The following is a 17019-nucleotide window of genomic DNA, read 5'->3' on the forward strand; positions in this document are numbered from 1 at the left end:
ATCAGAATGAGAAACCTTGTTGGTTACGGCGAAGGTCTTCTTCAACCATCATCTGACAAAGTTCTTCTAAGGTTGTTTTCGGTTCCCAGCCAAGCACATCTTTAGCTTTTTGCGGATTACCAATCAACAATTCTACTTCTGCTGGACGGTAGAACTTAGGATTAACTTTAACTAAAGTTTTCCCTGTGGCGACATCAATCCCAACTTCATGCTCATCCTTACCTTCAAAGCACAAATTAAAACCAGCAGCCTTGAATGCCATAGAAACAAAATCACGTACCGTTTCAGTACGGTTGGTTGCCAAAACAAAAGTATCAGGGATATCTGCTTGCAGCATACGCCACATACCTTCTACATACTCTTTGGCGAAACCCCAATCGCGTTTAGCATCCATATTCCCTAATTCCAGAATATCCAGTTTGCCTAATTTAATTTTTGCGACTGAGTCAGTAATTTTGCGAGTCACAAATTCACGACCACGTAGCGGAGATTCATGATTAAACAGAATGCCGCTGCAACCAAAAATACCGTAGCTTTCACGATAGTTAATTGTCATCCAGTGTGCATACAACTTAGCGACACCATATGGGCTGCGGGGATAGAACGGCGTATCTTCAACTTGTGGTATAGCCTGAACTTTACCAAACATTTCAGAGGTAGAAGCCTGGTAAAAACGAATTTTAGTATTAACAATACGAATAGCTTCTAACAGGTTCAGTGGACCAATACCGGTAATTTCGGCGGTTGTAGCTGGTTGGTCAAAAGAAACACCGACAAAACTTTGTGCAGCAAGATTATACACTTCAGTAGCTTGCGTTGTCTGCAACAAGCGAATACTGGCAGAAAGATCGGTAAGATCATACTCAACTAAGTGCAAATTCGGGTGTTTATCAATACCTAGCTCTTCAATCCGCCAAAAATTAACAGAACTTGTACGACGATAAGTACCATAAACTTCATAGCCTTTCTCAAGTAACAACTCAGCGAGATATGCGCCATCTTGACCTGTAATACCAGTTACTACCGCTTTCATGTGTATATCCTTTAATTTCTAATTAGATGCGACACTTAACTCAACATTAGTTGTACTTATCACTTTACCAGATTGGAGCAATTTACACTCCATAAAATATACACCCGGTTCATTTGGTGGGAATAGAGGAATCCAACTACTATTTCTAGTATTAAAATACTCTTCTCTAATTTTCACTGAACCAGAGTCAATTATCTGCATTTCTATATCAAAATGTTCACTTGATTTATTGAGTACAATGATACGACGAAGATGAATGGGACCGGAGATAAGTTCAAATGATGGTTGCATGAATGTAAATTTATTTACATCTACGAGTAAACAAATCGGCCTCACTTTCTCATTCATTTTTTGCACTTCAGTCATTTTTACTTTTTCTAGACCCTTTTTATATTCAAGAATTTTATCAGGATCCTCTACAATTTCATTAAATCCATTTTCTAATGAGTCATAATAGTTTTGAAAATCAAACTCTACTGGAATGACATCACAAGGCCAGTCAGATGGATTTCCTGGCCAAGAAAAACATCTATACTCTTTAATGGAGAAATTATTAGGGAAATAGAACGTAGCAATATTAAAATAAACACTCCATTCATCCACCCCTTTGTTTTTATCACTAGCCAAATATTTACCGTAAATCTCGTTCACTAATTTCTTATTTATTATTTGCGGCATATGTGATGAATAAGCCTTCGTATTAAAACCATACGACTTAAGCAACTGAGCTGTTTTTAAAAGACCGCGATCATAACTACTTCTATTTGGGTAACTGCCAAGCCAAGATTCAAGCGAATTATAATAATAATAGCAGTTGTGAACATTATTACTTCTGAAGTATTCCTCACTTATGTTATTAAGTGCAATATAATCATCATCAGCTGCAATAAAGTTATCTTTTATGACTACTTGAGTATAAAGCTCTTTCCTCAATAACGTATTTCTTTCTTGGTGATCTAATATACTGAGACCAATATCGGCAAGAATATCTTCGTCACAAAAAACATGTGGTGAGAAACCTAGATTAGAAATCTCCGCTTCAAAATCGTTTACATACTCTTTTTTAGTTAAGACAACGATTTCATTAATGAATTTCATCTTATCTTTCAAAGACTTGATGCTTAATCTAAATTTATTTATATCTATAGAAATATAAACCGCTTGATTAACCTTCTCTTCGAAAGAATAATCGGCGGCGCAATTCTCTAGCTCATCAATTTTAGATATAATTGAACACGCAACAGTATCCCAAGAAGTATACTGAAAATCCTCTGCCTTATTTTTTAGTACAGAGTAAAAATCATCTGAATGGATAACATCTGTGAGTGCTTTTTCTAGTTCTATATTATTATTTAGATCGAAAACAAATGCAAACTGACTGACAACTTCTGGCAAAGCCCCGCCATTAGATACAATTGTCGCCGCACCAAACGATAATGCCTCCATCGCTGGCAAGCCATAACCTTCATAAAGAGATGTCGTGATATAAGCTCGACATCTCTTATACAAAAATGCTAATTCTTCATCGCTAACATCATCGAGCCAGAATATATCTTTATTATATCTAGGGTGAGAAGTAAGTTCCTCGACAAACTCATCAATATTCCATCCCTTACGACCAACAATAACTAAATTCGTATTTCCATTATCTATTTTTAGAAAGGAGGAAAGTAACTGCGAATAATTTTTCCTTGGTTCAAGAGTACCAACAGCAAGAAGAAAGTTATTTTTTAGTACATGCGTGAGTTTTTTATCTATCTGAGATAATTTTTTTATATCTATTTCTTCATGTACGGGCAATGGGCCCAAATCAATTACTGATCCATCCTTTGATACACCTATAAAATCTCTACTAAAATCATCAAGTTCCTTTTTTACAAAGTTAGAAATTGAGAATATATAATCACTATATGCAATTTTAGCATAGAATGATTCAATGTAACTTATTACAGTATTCTGATGAGACCAAGCGGAATTAACTAATGGCACACTATCATAATGTAGGTTGTATATTTTCACCCCTTTTCTCTTGAGAATCTCATAGAGAAACTTTCGATTAACACCATCACTCCAAGCAGCATCAATATCGAAAAATATATCCCCCTGTTTCAGTTCATTAAAATTAAACGTAAGTAGCTTACATTCTTCATCATATATAGCGTGGCTGATACATTCGTAGTCACTAATTAATTTGAACTCTGAATTATTATTATCATAAGTGATGAATTTGTAATTTATATTTTTTGACAAAAACTCACTTAAAGTAACAACAACACGCTGAATCCCAGTTTTACGTTTACTACTGAAAGTACTAGTAATATTAACATAAATCATAAATTACACCAATTCTTCAAATTATTCCCAGAAGCTTTTTTATATTCTTCACTTTGCTGTATTACCATGCATAAATGTCTTATTGGCTTACTTCTAACTATATCATTTTCAGGCATTCTATTTAGCAGTACAATATACAAAGCAGTTGCTGCAGCTATATTCTCATTGTTTTCAGAGAATAATTCGTCAAGTGGCTTATTAAGATACAAAGCTTCTTTAATTTTTAAAATCCAAGTATCCGTACCAACGGGAAGACTAGAGTTTAAATGTTGAAAACCATTACTTTTAATCACATCTTGGAGGTAATTAATATAACTATCAGTCGACATCATATTTATATGATTTACTTCTGAAACCAAGTCGAAATGATTAAGTTCATTGAGGTTGTCTGCCGTTTTATTTTTACTAGCTATCGCAAGTTCTTCTTGAGCTTTTTTATTTTTGTTGAAATTATTCACTTCCGTGTTAAAGATTACTTCATCATATTTCAATTTCAAAAAAACCGCACTACTTGGGTTTAATTTTTTCAATAATAAATATGCCTTAATGGCATATTTATTATTCCTAACAGAAATAAGCTTGGCATTATTACTATTACTTATTTTTTTTGTACGTTGTTTATTTATCTTTGAAGAAATAAATCTGAACGGTGCTGTAAATTTCCATGAGTTACTTTTGTAAATAAGCTCAATTCTATTTTCAAGCATTGCCAACTCTTTCGTTCGGTCTTCAATTAGAAGCTTAAATTCTAACTGAACATCTTGTAGGCTATTCTCTAATAAATTAATTTTCTCTTCTAATAAATTATAGTTTTCTTTACTTTCTTCAAATTTTGCCGCGGTTTTTTTATCATATAATTTGGATAACTTTTCTAAATTATACCCTGATTTTCCACCCAAAATTTCTTCTATATTAACATCAATAGCATTGATATCTTTTTTCTGTGCAATAACTGAATAATCAAAACTAACCCCTGTAATGACATCATATAAGCCAAAATCGGCTTTCTCCATTAATCCTTGCGGATGTTGCAATCGCATGATATAACTATTTCTCAACCCATAATACTCACATAAGAAATTGAGTAAAAGAGCAGGAATAGGTTTTTTATGTGTGGGATCAAGATAAAAATTATTTGTCCCGACGATTATATTCTCAGCGTTTGGTGTTTCTAAAATCAAAATCCCACCCGGTTTAAGTGCACGAATAGCGTTATCAATAACGGTACATAAGTCATCAAATGCTATATGTTCAACAAAATGGAATGCAGTGATTATATGATACTTCTCAGCCTCACAAGAGTTTAAAAAGGAAATTGCATCTACATTTCTAACTGAGAAATTTCTAATTCTACATTCCTCGAGCATCGCATCATCCAGATCGATACCAAAAGTTTCAACCCCAAGATCTCTCAGAAGTGACATCCACTCCCCTCGACCACAACCCAGATCTAAAGAAGTTAATCCTCCATGCAACTCTTTTATCTTTTCAATTAAAGGAGAGTAAACCATTAATCTTTCTTTAATTGAAGCCTGCGAACCTCTATATTTATCTTCAAATGCACGATAAAAATCAGCCATTATTTGCAATACTCTACAGTTGGGGGTATCCAAGAAGAACCAACAAAATTATTTTTAGATGTATTAACAATAGTAAATACAAATGCTAAATCCTTCCATTCATAATTTTTACTTAAATGGTTATGCCCCATATGAGCTGCGACGGAAACCGAATAATTTCCTTCACCTATGTTTGCATCAAACGTGAATTTGTAATGTATAGTCTCGCCTGCCATTACTTTATCTATTATTTTAGAATGATAATAAGTATTTGTGCCAAAAATCTCTTCTCCTAATCTATTTTTGATCAAATAACCTACGCATAAATCTTTTAAATCTCTATTTACGGCCAGTTCGATTTTCAAAGTGACACGCTGACCAACAGTGATAACTTCTATTGGTTTACCATTTACATCAGTAATATTGACGTGTACAAACGTAGCATCACCATTGCCAGAAATAGTTTGGATATTTCCATTAGAAATATTTTGTGAAGCATTCACTTTTCCGCTGTTATCAGATAATAACGCATTATAATAATCGAGAACGGCTTCAGGTTCTCCTTCCATTATTTTCTGACCATTAGAAATTAAAATAACTTTATCACAAATATTTTGAATCGCTTGCTTGTCGTGAGAGACAATAAGCAAGGTTGTACCCTGTTTTTTAAATTCTTTGATACGCTCAAAACTTTTATGTTGGAAGTAGGCATCTCCAACAGAAAGAGCCTCATCAATGATAAGTACATCAGGTCTTACCGCAGTGGCAACACTGAATGCAAGCCTTACTTGCATTCCACTGGAATACACCCTGACAGGCTGATCAATATAATCCCCTATTTCAGAAAATTTTATTATTTCAGGCATTAACTTTTCAAGTTCAGGTACACTTAAGCCTAGAAGTTGGCCAGACATAAAGACATTTTGTCTACCTGTAAAATCTGGATGAAATCCCATACCAAGCTCTAATAGAGCAGCTACACGGCCTCTAATTGTAACGTCACCCTCCGTAGGAGTTGCAGTGCCGGTAATCAATTTTAATAATGTACTCTTTCCCGCCCCATTTATACCTATTATTCCAACCGAATCCCCAGGATTAATATTAAAATTAATATCTCTGAGAACCCATTTGAGGGAGTGGTATTTTTTTGCCAATATCCATTCTTTAAGTCTGCTTAATTTTGTTGGATATTGCTTATAGGCCTTACCTAAATTTTTTACTGATACTGAACTAATCATAATTCATCTACCATATCGTTTCCATATTTTTTAAACAAGCCTAATCCCAATATAGAAAATATCACTATAGCTATTACTGCAGGCAGTAAATTGCTTAACAGGGGAGCTTCACCAGCAACAAATATTTTTTGTGCGGAAATAACCAAACCCGTTAACGGATTATAGTGAATGATATTTTGAACCCATATAGGTAAAATAGAAACAGGATATACTATTGGTGTTAACCAGAACCAAAATTGGAGTATAACTATTATGAACTGACCAACGTCCCTGAAAAAAACATTGAGTACAGCTATAATCATTCCCAAACTTATAGAGAATAGAAGAGTCAGTAACACTACAGGAATAATAAATAATATAGACAACCCTTGTAGACTGTTCGAAACCACAAGAAAGATAAAGAATATAGCAAATATCAAGAAGAAGTTAATGGTACTGGTAGCTATTATTACAACAGGCAAGCATATTTTGGGGAAATTAATCTTCTTAATTAGATTAGCGTGTCGTATAAAAACCGTCACACTTTTTGATATAACCTCTGAAAATAAATTCCACAGTATAATCCCTGAACAAAGATAAATACTGTATGCTACATGACTTGGATTTCCTGGTAACTTAGCTTTCATTATTGCAGAGAAAACGATTGTATATACAAGTATCAATGATAAAGGTTGAATAATGAGCCAAAGAGGTCCAAGTATACTAGATTGATATCTTGACTGAAATTCTCGTCTAGACGAACCAATTATAAAGCCTCTATAGCGATAGATGGCTTGCAACATCTCTTTCACAATTATTTTCCACCTAGCAGTGCTAATATTTCTTTTGTCTTATTCTGCATCAGTACCATACTCCCCATCGACTCAACATTTAAGCGGACCACTGGTTCTGTATTAGACACCCTTAAATTAAACCGCCAATCACTATACTCGATACTTACTCCATCCGTTAAATCAATAGTAACAGCGTCGAGCTCGTAAATAGTTCTAATTTTAGTAATACTGTCTTTAGCATCTTTTAGTTGGAGGTTAATTTCACCTGACGCAGGAAACTCTTGAATACGATCACCCACTAATTGACTCAAGGATTTATTCTTCACACATAATAACTCCGCAACCAGCAACCATGGAATCATTCCACTGTCACAATATGCGAAGTCTCTGAAATAATGGTGTGCGCTCATTTCACCACCATACACTGCATCTTCTTTGCGCATACGTTCTTTGATAAAAGCATGTCCCGTTTTTGACATGACTGGAATACCGCCTGAATTTTCAACGATATCAATCGTATTCCAGGTTAAGCGAGGGTCATGAATTATCTTGGCACCGGGTTCTTTCTTTAAAAAGGCCTCAGCCAGTAATCCTACAATATAGTAACCTTCAATGAACTTTCCATTTTCATCAAACAGGAAACAGCGATCAAAATCGCCATCAAATGCAATCCCCATATCTGCACGAGACTCAATGACTAACTTTTCAGTATCAGCGCGACATTCAGGTAATAGCGGATTGGGAATACCATTTGGGAAGTTACCATCAGGATGGTGATGAAGTTTTACGAATTCGATGGGTAGATGCGCAGCAATAAAACGTTTTTCTATTTCATCAATAATATGCCCTGAAGCGCCATTACCAGAGTTAATGACTAATTTTAGTGGGCGAGTGAAGTTTTTAAAATCGATATAGCTCATTAAGTGATCAACATACTCTTTAAGTATCGAGATTGTTTTATAGCTACCTCTTTTACTCTTATCGACCGGCTTAAAATTATTTTGCTCAGCCAATTCTTGTATATCGCGTAAACCAGTATCACCACTTATTGGCTTAGCATTATCTCGAACTAGCTTCATACCGTTATAATCGATTGGATTATGACTAGCTGTCACTTCTATTCCGCCATCGACTCCTAAATAAAAAGTAGCGAAATAAATTTCCTCCGTACCACTTAATCCAATATCCAAGACATCACTTCCAGCATCCATCAGTCCTTCAGCCAAGGCCATTTTTAAGGGTTCACTTGTCAAACGAACATCACCACCGACAACAACTGTTTTAGGCTTTAAATATTCACCGAAGGCTCGACCAATGCGGTAAGCAATATCTTCATTTAATTCTGAACCCAACTGACCACGGATGTCATAGGCTTTAAAACAAGTTAATGTCTTCATTGTTTCCCTTAAATCAGCAGCGGCCATAATGATCTTTAATTCTAATAATATCGTCATCACCCAAGTAAGATCCTGACTGAACTTCAATCAATTCAAGTGAAATTTTACCTGGATTTTCCAGCATATGAAGAGAACCAATAGGAATAAATGTAGACTGGTTTTCTGTGATTAAGAATGTTTTATCCCCAATCGTTACTTTTGCCGTGCCCGACAATACAATCCAATGCTCGGCCCGATGATGGTGCATCTGCATAGAAAATGCACCGCCAGGCTTAACCGTGATGCGGTTAACGTTGAAGCGTTGCTCATTAACAACAATATCGCAACGGCCCCAAGGTCGATAAGTTTCTCTATGACGGCGATATTCACTGCGTTTGGTTTGCTTAAGATGTTCAACAATTTTTTTAACATCTTGAACTTTAGATTTATCTACCACCAGTACCGCATCTTTCGTGCTGACAATAACCAAATTGTCAACACCTACTGCAGCGACTAATTTTTCATCCGTATTGATATAGCAATTCTGTGTATCGTGTAAGAATGTATCACCCGTTACGGCGTTGCCCGACTTATCTTTCTTGCTGACATCCCATAATGCGGACCAGGAACCGACATCACTCCAGCCCGCATCAAGTGGCACAACAACGGCGCTGCTAGTTTGCTCCATTACGGCATAGTCAATTGACTCATCTGGGCAAGCACTAAATCGATCTTTATCGATAGTGATAAAGTCTTTATCCGAATCCGAATCTTTGATTGCTGCTTTGCAAGCATCAAGAATATCTGGCCTGAATTTTTCCAGTTCTTGTATATACCGTTTGGCGCGGAACATAAACATACCACTATTCCAGTAGTACTCCCCCGAATTGATGTATTGTTCTGCGGTATCTAAATTAGGTTTTTCAACAAAGCGCTTAACTTTAAAAGCTTCAGATATATCACTGAGGATTACATCACCTCGATGAATGTAGCCGTAGCCGGTTTCTGGACCTGTTGGTACAATTCCGAAAGTGACCAAACAGTCTTTTTCAGCAAATGGGGTAGCGCGGGTAATAGCTTGGTGGAAGGCGTCGCAATTATTGATAATATGATCAGCAGCCAACACCAACATTATCGGATCGTCACCTTGGGAAATAGCATTGAGTGCAGCTAGTGCAATGGCAGGAGCAGTGTTACGCCCAATAGGTTCCAGAATAATATTATGTGATAATTTGTTTATTTGTCTTAACTGCTCTGCGACCAAGAAACGATGTTCTTCATTGCAAATCACAACTGGTTCTCTGACGGAAATTCCCTCTAACCGATTCACGGTCTCCTGTAGCATCGAATTCACCCCGTGCAGGCGTAAAAATTGCTTAGGATAAAGTTCTCTTGACATCGGCCACAAGCGACTGCCTGTTCCGCCAGCCATAATCACCGGAAGTAACATTATATATCCTTAGTCACTATGAAAGATGCACTCAAATGAGAACGGTAATCATTTCATTTGAAATAATAACCAGTATATCTAATCGATTTAGCAACGCTACCGCCCTTAGCTTTGCAGCTACCTATAACTAACTATTCATATTTGCAACGCTTAATTGCATTGTTGGCTTACACTCAATTACACTATTGAGTTGAAAAAACACACTCACATAACTATTTTTTATGATTATCCATTATATGACATTAGTTTAAACTAGGAAATGTCTGTTAGTTTCCCACTATTTTCCATAAGCACCCTTATATAGTTATAGCTTGTTTTCAATTGGTTACATTTTTTATTTACCTTGAGAAAATTTTTTAAATATCATCCATTTCTTATATTAAAATTTGAAAACCTCACGATTTGAGCACATGATTCACATCAGTGGCATAAGCCGTAGAAATAAAAGGTGAAACGCGAAATATGGAATGGATCGCAGATCCTACTATTTGGGCAGGACTGGCGACGCTGGTTGTGCTCGAAATTGTGTTAGGTATTGATAACCTAATATTTATTGCCATTTTAGCAGAAAAATTACCTCGCCATCAACGGGATAAAGCCAGAGTCACAGGTCTGCTGTGCGCATTGTTGATGCGTTTGGTGCTACTGGCCTGTATCTCGTGGTTAGCCACATTAACCGCGCCATTAGTTACCCTTTCCGAACATCCATTTAGTGCCCGTGACTTGATTATGCTCGTCGGGGGGATATTCCTGCTCTTCAAAGCCACCATGGAGCTTAATGAGCGCCTTGAGGGCAAGGATCATCAGCAGAACCAGCAACGCAAAGGCGCACGCTTCTGGCCTGTTGTAGCACAGATCGTGGTGTTGGATGCCATCTTCTCCCTCGACTCAGTGATTACTGCCGTCGGTATGGTGGATCACCTCGCAGTGATGATGGCGGCGGTCTGTATTGCGATTGGTTTGATGTTATTAGCCAGCAAGCCATTGACTCGCTTCGTGAATGCCCATCCAACCATTGTTATTCTCTGCCTGAGTTTCTTACTGATGATCGGCTTTAGCTTAGTGGCTGAAGGTTTTGGCTACCATATTCCGAAAGGATATCTCTACGCCGCGATTGGTTTCTCCGTAATCATTGAATCACTGAATCAGTTTGCTCAATTCAACCGCCGTCGCTTCCTGTCGACAGTGCGCCCGTTACGTGAAAGAACCGCAGAGGCGGTGCTGCGTATGCTGAGCGGTAAGCACGAAGAGGCGGAGCTGGATAACCACACCGCCAGCTTGATAGCAGACAGTAGCAGTGGCGGTCAGGAGGTGTTCAATGAGCAGGAGCGCCGGATGATCGAGCGGGTATTAGGGCTGGCACAGCGTACCGTCAGTAGCATCATGACATCACGCCATGATGTTGAATATCTTGACCTTAATGATCCACCAGAGAAGTTGACTCAGCTACTGACGAAAAATCTGCATACGCGAATTGTGGTCACTGAAGATAGCTCAACAGATGAACCGCTAGGTGTTATTCACGTCATTGATCTGTTGAAGCAGCAGTTATCAGGCGAAAAACTCGATTTGCGGGCGCTGATTCGCCAGCCATTGATTTTCCCTGAACAAGTTTCACTGTTGATGGCATTGGAACAGTTCCGTCAGGCGCAGACCCATTTTGCCTTTGTGGTCGATGAGTTCGGCTCCATTGAGGGGGTAGTCACCCTGACCGATGTGATGGAGACTATTGCCGGGAATCTACCGGTGGCGGGTGAAGAGTTGGATGCCCGCCACGATATTCAGCAAATCGAGGATGGCTGCTGGATTGCGAATGGCTATATGCCACTGGAGGATTTGGTGCTCTATCTGCCACTGCCGATTGATGATAAACGTGAATATCATACATTAGCTGGATTGTTGATGGAGTATAGCCAGCGGATACCTCAGGTGGGCGAACAGTTGAAGATTGGTGACTATCTGTTTGAACCACAGGAAGTGAGCAGCCATCGTATCTTGAAGGTGAAGATAACGCCGCTGAAAGCGCCAGATCCTGATTATGAAGTGTAACTGGCTGACTATTAAATTAAGTCGAACAAACAGATAAAAAAAGCCGGGTTGCTTTATGGAGTCAGTTCATATCGCTCCCGGCTTCAGACTGCTGACAAACGCCGATGACGGCGAGGGCAGGCAGAAGAGTAAAGCGTCCGCGCCATCGGGATGATTTTACGCCGTCTTTACGATCTGCCTGTTCTCTCCGCTGTGGGCACTTTGCCAATAACCTCCGCTTTATGATTCATGCTGCGGATATTATAAGTGCACAGGCACCAGAATTTCAGTGGCCACAATCACCACTACCAACCCCACCAACACCGGCACAGAGGTACGTTTCACCACTTCAAAAGGTGAGATTTTTGCCATACCGGCGACTGCCACCACCACACCCGACACTGGGGATAAGGTACGTCCCAAATTCGAGGCTTGTAGCATCGGGATAACCAGATAAGCCGGATTTATACCCATTTGCGCCGCCAGTTTTGGGATCAATTCGACAAACGCATAAAACGGCGCATTACCTGAACCGGTTGTCATTGCCGCTAACATAGTGATCACCACCAGTACCAGCATCATAATAATGCCACCAGTGCCAAAGGATTGAGCCAATCCAATCAAGCCGCTGATAAAACCGACGGTACTCAAGCCCTGCGCAAATACCCCAGCGGCGACCAACAGCATCACCACGGTGGCGAATGCATCAGCCATACCACGGTAAGCGACCTCAAGGCCGGTAAATACGGTTTTTGCGCTGAAACTGCGGATAAACTCAATCACCGCGGCAACCAGCATACAGATAACCAAGACCGTGATGATATGCAGCTCCGGCCCCCACTTACCATCAAAAATCAGCACGCCAATAATGGGGGTGAAAGGTAAAATGGCATAAAAAGCTGGCGCATTGGTGGTGATGTCGTTGACATCCATCATCTCATGCTTCTCCTGGCTTTTATTATCCAGATAGCGCTGCCAGAAGAAGTGGGCGATAGCCATGCAGACAATCGCGGCAATAGAGATGGGTAAGGTGGTTTTGAAGGCGAAATCGACCAGTGGCATTTCAGAGGCTTTGGCCGCCAGCACCACGTCACCAGAGGTCGGGGCCAGAATAATGGCTGCCGGTGAGGCGCAAATGGCTGCTGCTGCGCCACGACTAATGCCCACATTGACCATCACCGGGAATAGCGTCGCCATTAGCAGCACCCCTAGCCCGGTTGCAGATGAGACCGCCAAAGACATCAGGCAGGCCACAATATAAGCGGCAACCATCAGTAAATAGGGGGAGTTGATCATTTGTAGTGGTTTGGACGCAATCTTGACCACCACATCATTCGCACCGATATGCGTCATATAAGCCGCAAAACCGCATAACATCATGATCATCATGCCGAGATCGCCACCACGGCTCATCAGCAGGATTTTGACATACTCAACGATGTCCGTCGCACGCCAACCGGTTGAGGTCGCGCTGGCGGGCAATACGTTTTTGCCCATCAGGGCGCTGATAATTAATAGTAATAACCCGCCGACCATCAGCACACCGGTTGCTGAATAGCCCTTAATGATATAACGGCCTACGCCAACGGCCACGACAATCCCAATCAAAAGATCTAACATATACCCTCTCTCACCGAATACTCGCCTGTTGCTGTGTATACCCTGTATTTTTGGCGCTGCAATATTGTTCGCGATACGCCAAATGCTTTAGGTATAAGTCTTTATTGTTGTTAAAACGCATAAATAATTGTTAAAACGCAGAAATAGCTCTGCACTCTGCCCATAGTCCATGGGCGAGTTTATGACATCTATCAATTATTCGCAGAGATTTTAGAAACAAATATCAATTTGTGAGCAGAAGGGAGAATTTTATATTTAGAACAACGAGATTGGCGAACAAGAGTACAACAGAAATATAACAAACAAGCCATCATCTCCGATAAGCATAGCGACTTATCGGAGACCGCTCGCGCTTTAAAGTTTATCGATCAACTTTTTAAGATCCTGACTACCGCGACTGGACTGATTACGCTCAGTCCAATCATTGAGTGCTTTTTTAGCGCGTTGCTGTAATTCACCACGCAACAGTTGCTCGACATTCAATTGGTAGCTGAGCTGAGTCCATGGCCCATATATACGCAGTGGAATATCGGTATTTTGTAATAGCCTGACCAAGTTATCTTGCCCACTCCAGCCTTCCAGCACCCGCACAGACAAATTCATGTCACACTGTTGTGCCGGTAAATTGAGCGCGCCGCTACCTTTAATGGCGATCAGCTCTGAATCCGCGATGAGATTACTGATTTTCATTGCCCCACGATTGAGGGCCAGATTCGCTTGCAGCTGTTTAACCTCCGTGTAACGCTCATAGCGGTCTTGACCTTTAACATCACTGGAGCTGCGGGTAACCGCTTGCTGAATAAGCTGCTGGATATTCAATCCCTCCAACCGTGCACTGTTCATGCTGAACTGCGCATCACCTTTCCAGCGGTGGTTGAATGACTCAACATTGAGGCCATCCCCCGACAACTGCGCCTTCAGGGAGAATTTACCCGTCATGACCTTTGGTAAGCCCGCCGCCTGTAACACCGGTGCCAGTTCCATATGATTTATCACGGGATTGACACTCGCCAGTACCTTTTTACCCGTCACATCCAGTGTTCCAGGCAGTGAAAAATCACCGCCCAACCCACTGCCCGTTAAGCGGCTAATCTGCACATCACCACGCTGATTTGCCCCTTGCAGATGCAGTTGATTGACGGTAATTGCGCGATAAACCAGATTATTTGCAGTGAGTGAGATTTGTGCGTTGAAGTCACGTAACGACTGCAAGTCCTGCCCGACATCCTCATCGGCCTGAATCGCGATAACCGGAGCTGTCACGGTAGACTGTTTGCCCGCATCTTTACTGACTGCAGCACTTTTCGACTCCCAACCAAAGATAGTGTCAAGGTTGAGATTATCGGCGGCAAGATTGATGGTGTAATCGGGGATGTCGCCTAGAGTGGCTTTAGCACTCCCGGTCAACTGGTTGTTATTGGCAGAGAAACTCAGCTGGTTTAACAATAATTGCTGAATATCACTTTGATAGCTGGCTTGTAATGTACCCTCACCACTCACGCCACCAACAGGAATATCCGCACCTTCCAATTTATAGGCGAATTGGCTGATATTGGCGCTGAATTGCTGCGGATAGTGCCGCATATCGGCATCAGCGACCATGGAAAAAGTCACATCCCGCTGATTACGGTTAACGCGGCTAGACAGGGTGATATGCACTTGGCGCTGATCGTCTTGTTTCAGTTCAAGATTGAGATCGCGAACATTGACCTGATCATTATCTGTTCGCTGCCAGATTAGCAGGCTATCGGCTATCTGCACTTTATTGATATCGAGCTTCCAGGCGCGGTGCTCATTGAGTGGTGCACTGCCGGATGGCGCAACGGGTGCGCCGGGCTGCTGCTGAGCCTCACTGTCTGGGGTTAAGCGGATAACCGCCCCTTTCAGCATCACCTGTTTGACATCAAGTTGATGTGACAACAGCGGCCACAGTTTGACATCAAGGCGCATGTTTTCAGCACTGACAATCGGCGCTGTCGCGCCCGGTGCGGTGAGTGCAGTTCGGCCAACAATGATGCTGAGTTGTGGCCAGACATGCCAACGTAAATCGCCCTCTAATTGTAGGTGATAGCCACTTTTCTTCTCGACCTGTTTGACCATGTAAGCACGGAAATCATTAGGATTTACCAGCAATACTAATGCGCTCATTCCTGCCACAATGACAACCAGCAGGATAATTAACGTCGTCAGCAATCGTCTCATAACATCCTCTGTTGTCTAAACAAGCTAAAAGTCTAAACAAGCTAAAAGTCTAAACAGGCTAAAATCTCAGCGAGAAAAATGGCTAGTCTTTATCAATCCTACTGGCCACAGCACCTTGTTGACCTCGATATTTTGCATCCTGACGGCTATTGTAAGGGCGGGCGGCCGGGCCGGAGAGTGGTTCAAAACTCAGTGCGCCAATGAGCATTCCTGGGCGCAGCGCCAACGGCAATTTACCTGAATTATAGAACTCCAGCACGATCTTGCCTTGCCAACCGGGATCAATGCGGTGTGCCGTCACATGCACCATCAGCCCAAGGCGGGCTAATGAGGAGCGACCATCAAGCCAACCGACCAGATCATCGGGGATAGTTACTGACTCCAACGTCACCGCTAGTGCCAACTCCCCCGGATGCAGGAAGAATGCCTCCCCTTCTGGCAGATTGATCTCATCACTCATGACCCGTTCTAGCGCGGCGCTGACTTCATCTTTCGGGCCGCTTAAGTCAATAAATGCCGCCGTGTGGCCGGTGAAAACACGAAACTGATTACCTAAGCGAACATCGACCGTGGCACCATTGATACGTTCTACCGGTGGACGAGGATCAATACCCAATTTACCGCTGTCCAGCCAAGCTTCTATGTCACGATCGCACAGTCTCATTGCCAAAATCTCCATCAAAATTCACATGTTACAGCTGCATACTACGAAAACTGCCATATTAAGCAGCAAAGATCCAGACTAACATTACTCAAAGAACTGACTGATTTTCGCTTTTAGAATATCGATCGCAATTCGGTTCTTGCCGCCACGCGGAACAATAATGTCAGCATATTGTTTGGAGGGTTCGATAAATTGCAGAAACATTGGGCGCACAGTTTTCTGGTATTGAGCCATAACTGAATCCATTGAGCGGCCGCGTTCATTAACATCACGCTTCATCCGGCGCATCAGGCAGATATCTAATGGCGTGTCGACAAAGATAGAAAAGTTCATCTCTTGGCGCAGGCGAATATCGGTTAGCAGCAAGATCCCTTCCAGAATAATGACTTTTTTCGGCTCTAAATGGATGGTCTCTTTTTTACGGGTGTGCTCAGTGTAGCTGTAAAGCGGTAATTCAACGGACTTACCCGCTTTCAACGATTGCAAATGTTCCAGCAATAAGTTGTGGTCCATGGCGCTGGGGTGGTCATAGTTGGTTTTAACCCGCTCTTCCATCGACAGATGACTCTGATCTTTGTAATAACCATCTTCAGGGATGACACCAATATGTTGGTCACCGACCTGATCGCGCAATTCACGATACAAGGTGCTGGCGATAAGACTTTTACCGGAGGCAGAGGCACCGGCTATCCCAATAATGACGCACTGGTGTGCTTTGTCAGTCATAAAATTAAAGACCTGA

Annotated in this window: 12 protein-coding genes; 1 reads left to right on the plus strand and 11 read right to left on the minus strand. The window is 41.1% G+C overall.

Translation table 11 applies throughout. The annotated features are described in order from the left end of the window. Position 1: 1 nt before the first annotated feature. The 7 genes from gmd to FFE93_RS13715 are packed head-to-tail and all read right to left on the minus strand — an operon-like array spanning position 2 to position 9763. Positions 2-1033 (minus strand): GDP-mannose 4,6-dehydratase, encoded by a 1032-nt coding sequence (gene gmd / locus FFE93_RS13685; RefSeq protein ID WP_054872187.1) that lies wholly within the window; start codon positions 1031-1033, stop codon positions 2-4. A gap of 18 nt (positions 1034-1051) precedes the next feature. Continuing rightward, positions 1052-3367 (minus strand): glycosyltransferase family 4 protein, encoded by a 2316-nt coding sequence (locus tag FFE93_RS13690; RefSeq protein ID WP_138775355.1) that lies wholly within the window; start codon positions 3365-3367, stop codon positions 1052-1054. Beyond that, entirely contained in the window at positions 3364-4947 is a 1584-nt protein-coding gene (locus tag FFE93_RS13695; protein ID WP_005277320.1) for a class I SAM-dependent methyltransferase, read from the minus strand. Before FFE93_RS13695 ends, FFE93_RS13690 begins: the two co-directional genes overlap by 4 nt. Then, a complete protein-coding gene (locus tag FFE93_RS13700) occupies positions 4947-6161 on the minus strand; it encodes an ABC transporter ATP-binding protein (RefSeq protein WP_054872200.1) in 1215 nt (404 codons plus the stop codon). The genes FFE93_RS13695 and FFE93_RS13700 overlap by 1 nt, the downstream gene beginning before the upstream one ends. Beyond that, positions 6161-6946, minus strand: coding sequence for an ABC transporter permease (locus tag FFE93_RS13705; RefSeq protein WP_005277323.1), 786 nt, complete (start codon positions 6944-6946; stop codon positions 6161-6163). The genes FFE93_RS13700 and FFE93_RS13705 overlap by 1 nt, the downstream gene beginning before the upstream one ends. A gap of 11 nt (positions 6947-6957) precedes the next feature. Continuing rightward, the gene (gene cpsG / locus FFE93_RS13710; protein ID WP_005277326.1) at positions 6958-8334 is read right to left on the minus strand and encodes a phosphomannomutase CpsG; all 1377 of its coding nucleotides are present in this window, start codon (positions 8332-8334) and stop codon (positions 6958-6960) included. Between the two features lie 13 nt (positions 8335-8347). Next, a complete protein-coding gene (locus FFE93_RS13715; protein ID WP_032898520.1) occupies positions 8348-9763 on the minus strand; it encodes a mannose-1-phosphate guanylyltransferase/mannose-6-phosphate isomerase in 1416 nt (471 codons plus the stop codon). 462 nt (positions 9764-10225) lie between these two features. On the opposite strand from FFE93_RS13715, the gene FFE93_RS13720 reads away from it, so the two are divergent. Continuing rightward, on the plus strand, positions 10226-11812 hold the full coding sequence (locus tag FFE93_RS13720) for a TerC family protein (protein ID WP_138775356.1): 1587 nt from the start codon (positions 10226-10228) through the stop codon (positions 11810-11812). Positions 11813-12052: 240 nt separating this feature from the next. On the opposite strand, the gene dcuC is transcribed toward FFE93_RS13720, so the two are convergent. From dcuC to udk, 4 genes are all read right to left on the minus strand, one after another. Continuing rightward, on the minus strand, positions 12053-13411 hold the full coding sequence (gene dcuC / locus FFE93_RS13725; protein ID WP_005277334.1) for an anaerobic C4-dicarboxylate transporter DcuC: 1359 nt from the start codon (positions 13409-13411) through the stop codon (positions 12053-12055). A 354-nt stretch (positions 13412-13765) separates the two neighbouring features. Next, positions 13766-15613 (minus strand): outer membrane assembly protein AsmA, encoded by a 1848-nt coding sequence (gene asmA, locus FFE93_RS13730; protein ID WP_057647093.1) that lies wholly within the window; start codon positions 15611-15613, stop codon positions 13766-13768. Between the two features lie 82 nt (positions 15614-15695). Further along, entirely contained in the window at positions 15696-16277 is a 582-nt protein-coding gene (dcd, locus tag FFE93_RS13735; protein WP_032813097.1) for a dCTP deaminase, read from the minus strand. An 84-nt stretch (positions 16278-16361) separates the two neighbouring features. After that, positions 16362-17003 carry a uridine kinase gene (gene udk / locus FFE93_RS13740; RefSeq protein ID WP_057647091.1) on the minus strand — a complete coding sequence of 214 codons (642 nt, stop codon included), beginning with the start codon at positions 17001-17003 and terminating at the stop codon, positions 16362-16364. Positions 17004-17019 lie beyond the last annotated feature (16 nt).

The organism is Yersinia sp. KBS0713, from assembly GCF_005937895.2.
In the GTDB taxonomy this organism is placed as follows: Bacteria; Pseudomonadota; Gammaproteobacteria; order Enterobacterales; family Enterobacteriaceae; genus Yersinia; species Yersinia bercovieri.

What these genes read in the sequence shown, in the direction of transcription:
- gmd (WP_054872187.1), bottom strand. Translation starts at nt 1,033, where the DNA reads ATGAAAGCGGTAGTAACTGGTATTACAGGTCAAGATGGCGCATATCTC.
- FFE93_RS13690 (WP_138775355.1), bottom strand. Translation starts at nt 3,367, where the DNA reads ATGATTTATGTTAATATTACTAGTACTTTCAGTAGTAAACGTAAAACT.
- FFE93_RS13695 (WP_005277320.1), bottom strand. Translation starts at nt 4,947, where the DNA reads ATGGCTGATTTTTATCGTGCATTTGAAGATAAATATAGAGGTTCGCAG.
- FFE93_RS13705 (WP_005277323.1), bottom strand. Translation starts at nt 6,946, where the DNA reads ATGTTGCAAGCCATCTATCGCTATAGAGGCTTTATAATTGGTTCGTCT.
- cpsG (WP_005277326.1), bottom strand. Translation starts at nt 8,334, where the DNA reads ATGAAGACATTAACTTGTTTTAAAGCCTATGACATCCGTGGTCAGTTG.
- FFE93_RS13715 (WP_032898520.1), bottom strand. Translation starts at nt 9,763, where the DNA reads ATGTTACTTCCGGTGATTATGGCTGGCGGAACAGGCAGTCGCTTGTGG.
- FFE93_RS13720 (WP_138775356.1), top strand. Translation starts at nt 10,226, where the DNA reads ATGGAATGGATCGCAGATCCTACTATTTGGGCAGGACTGGCGACGCTG.
- dcuC (WP_005277334.1), bottom strand. Translation starts at nt 13,411, where the DNA reads ATGTTAGATCTTTTGATTGGGATTGTCGTGGCCGTTGGCGTAGGCCGT.
- asmA (WP_057647093.1), bottom strand. Translation starts at nt 15,613, where the DNA reads ATGAGACGATTGCTGACGACGTTAATTATCCTGCTGGTTGTCATTGTG.
- dcd (WP_032813097.1), bottom strand. Translation starts at nt 16,277, where the DNA reads ATGAGACTGTGCGATCGTGACATAGAAGCTTGGCTGGACAGCGGTAAA.
- udk (WP_057647091.1), bottom strand. Translation starts at nt 17,003, where the DNA reads ATGACTGACAAAGCACACCAGTGCGTCATTATTGGGATAGCCGGTGCC.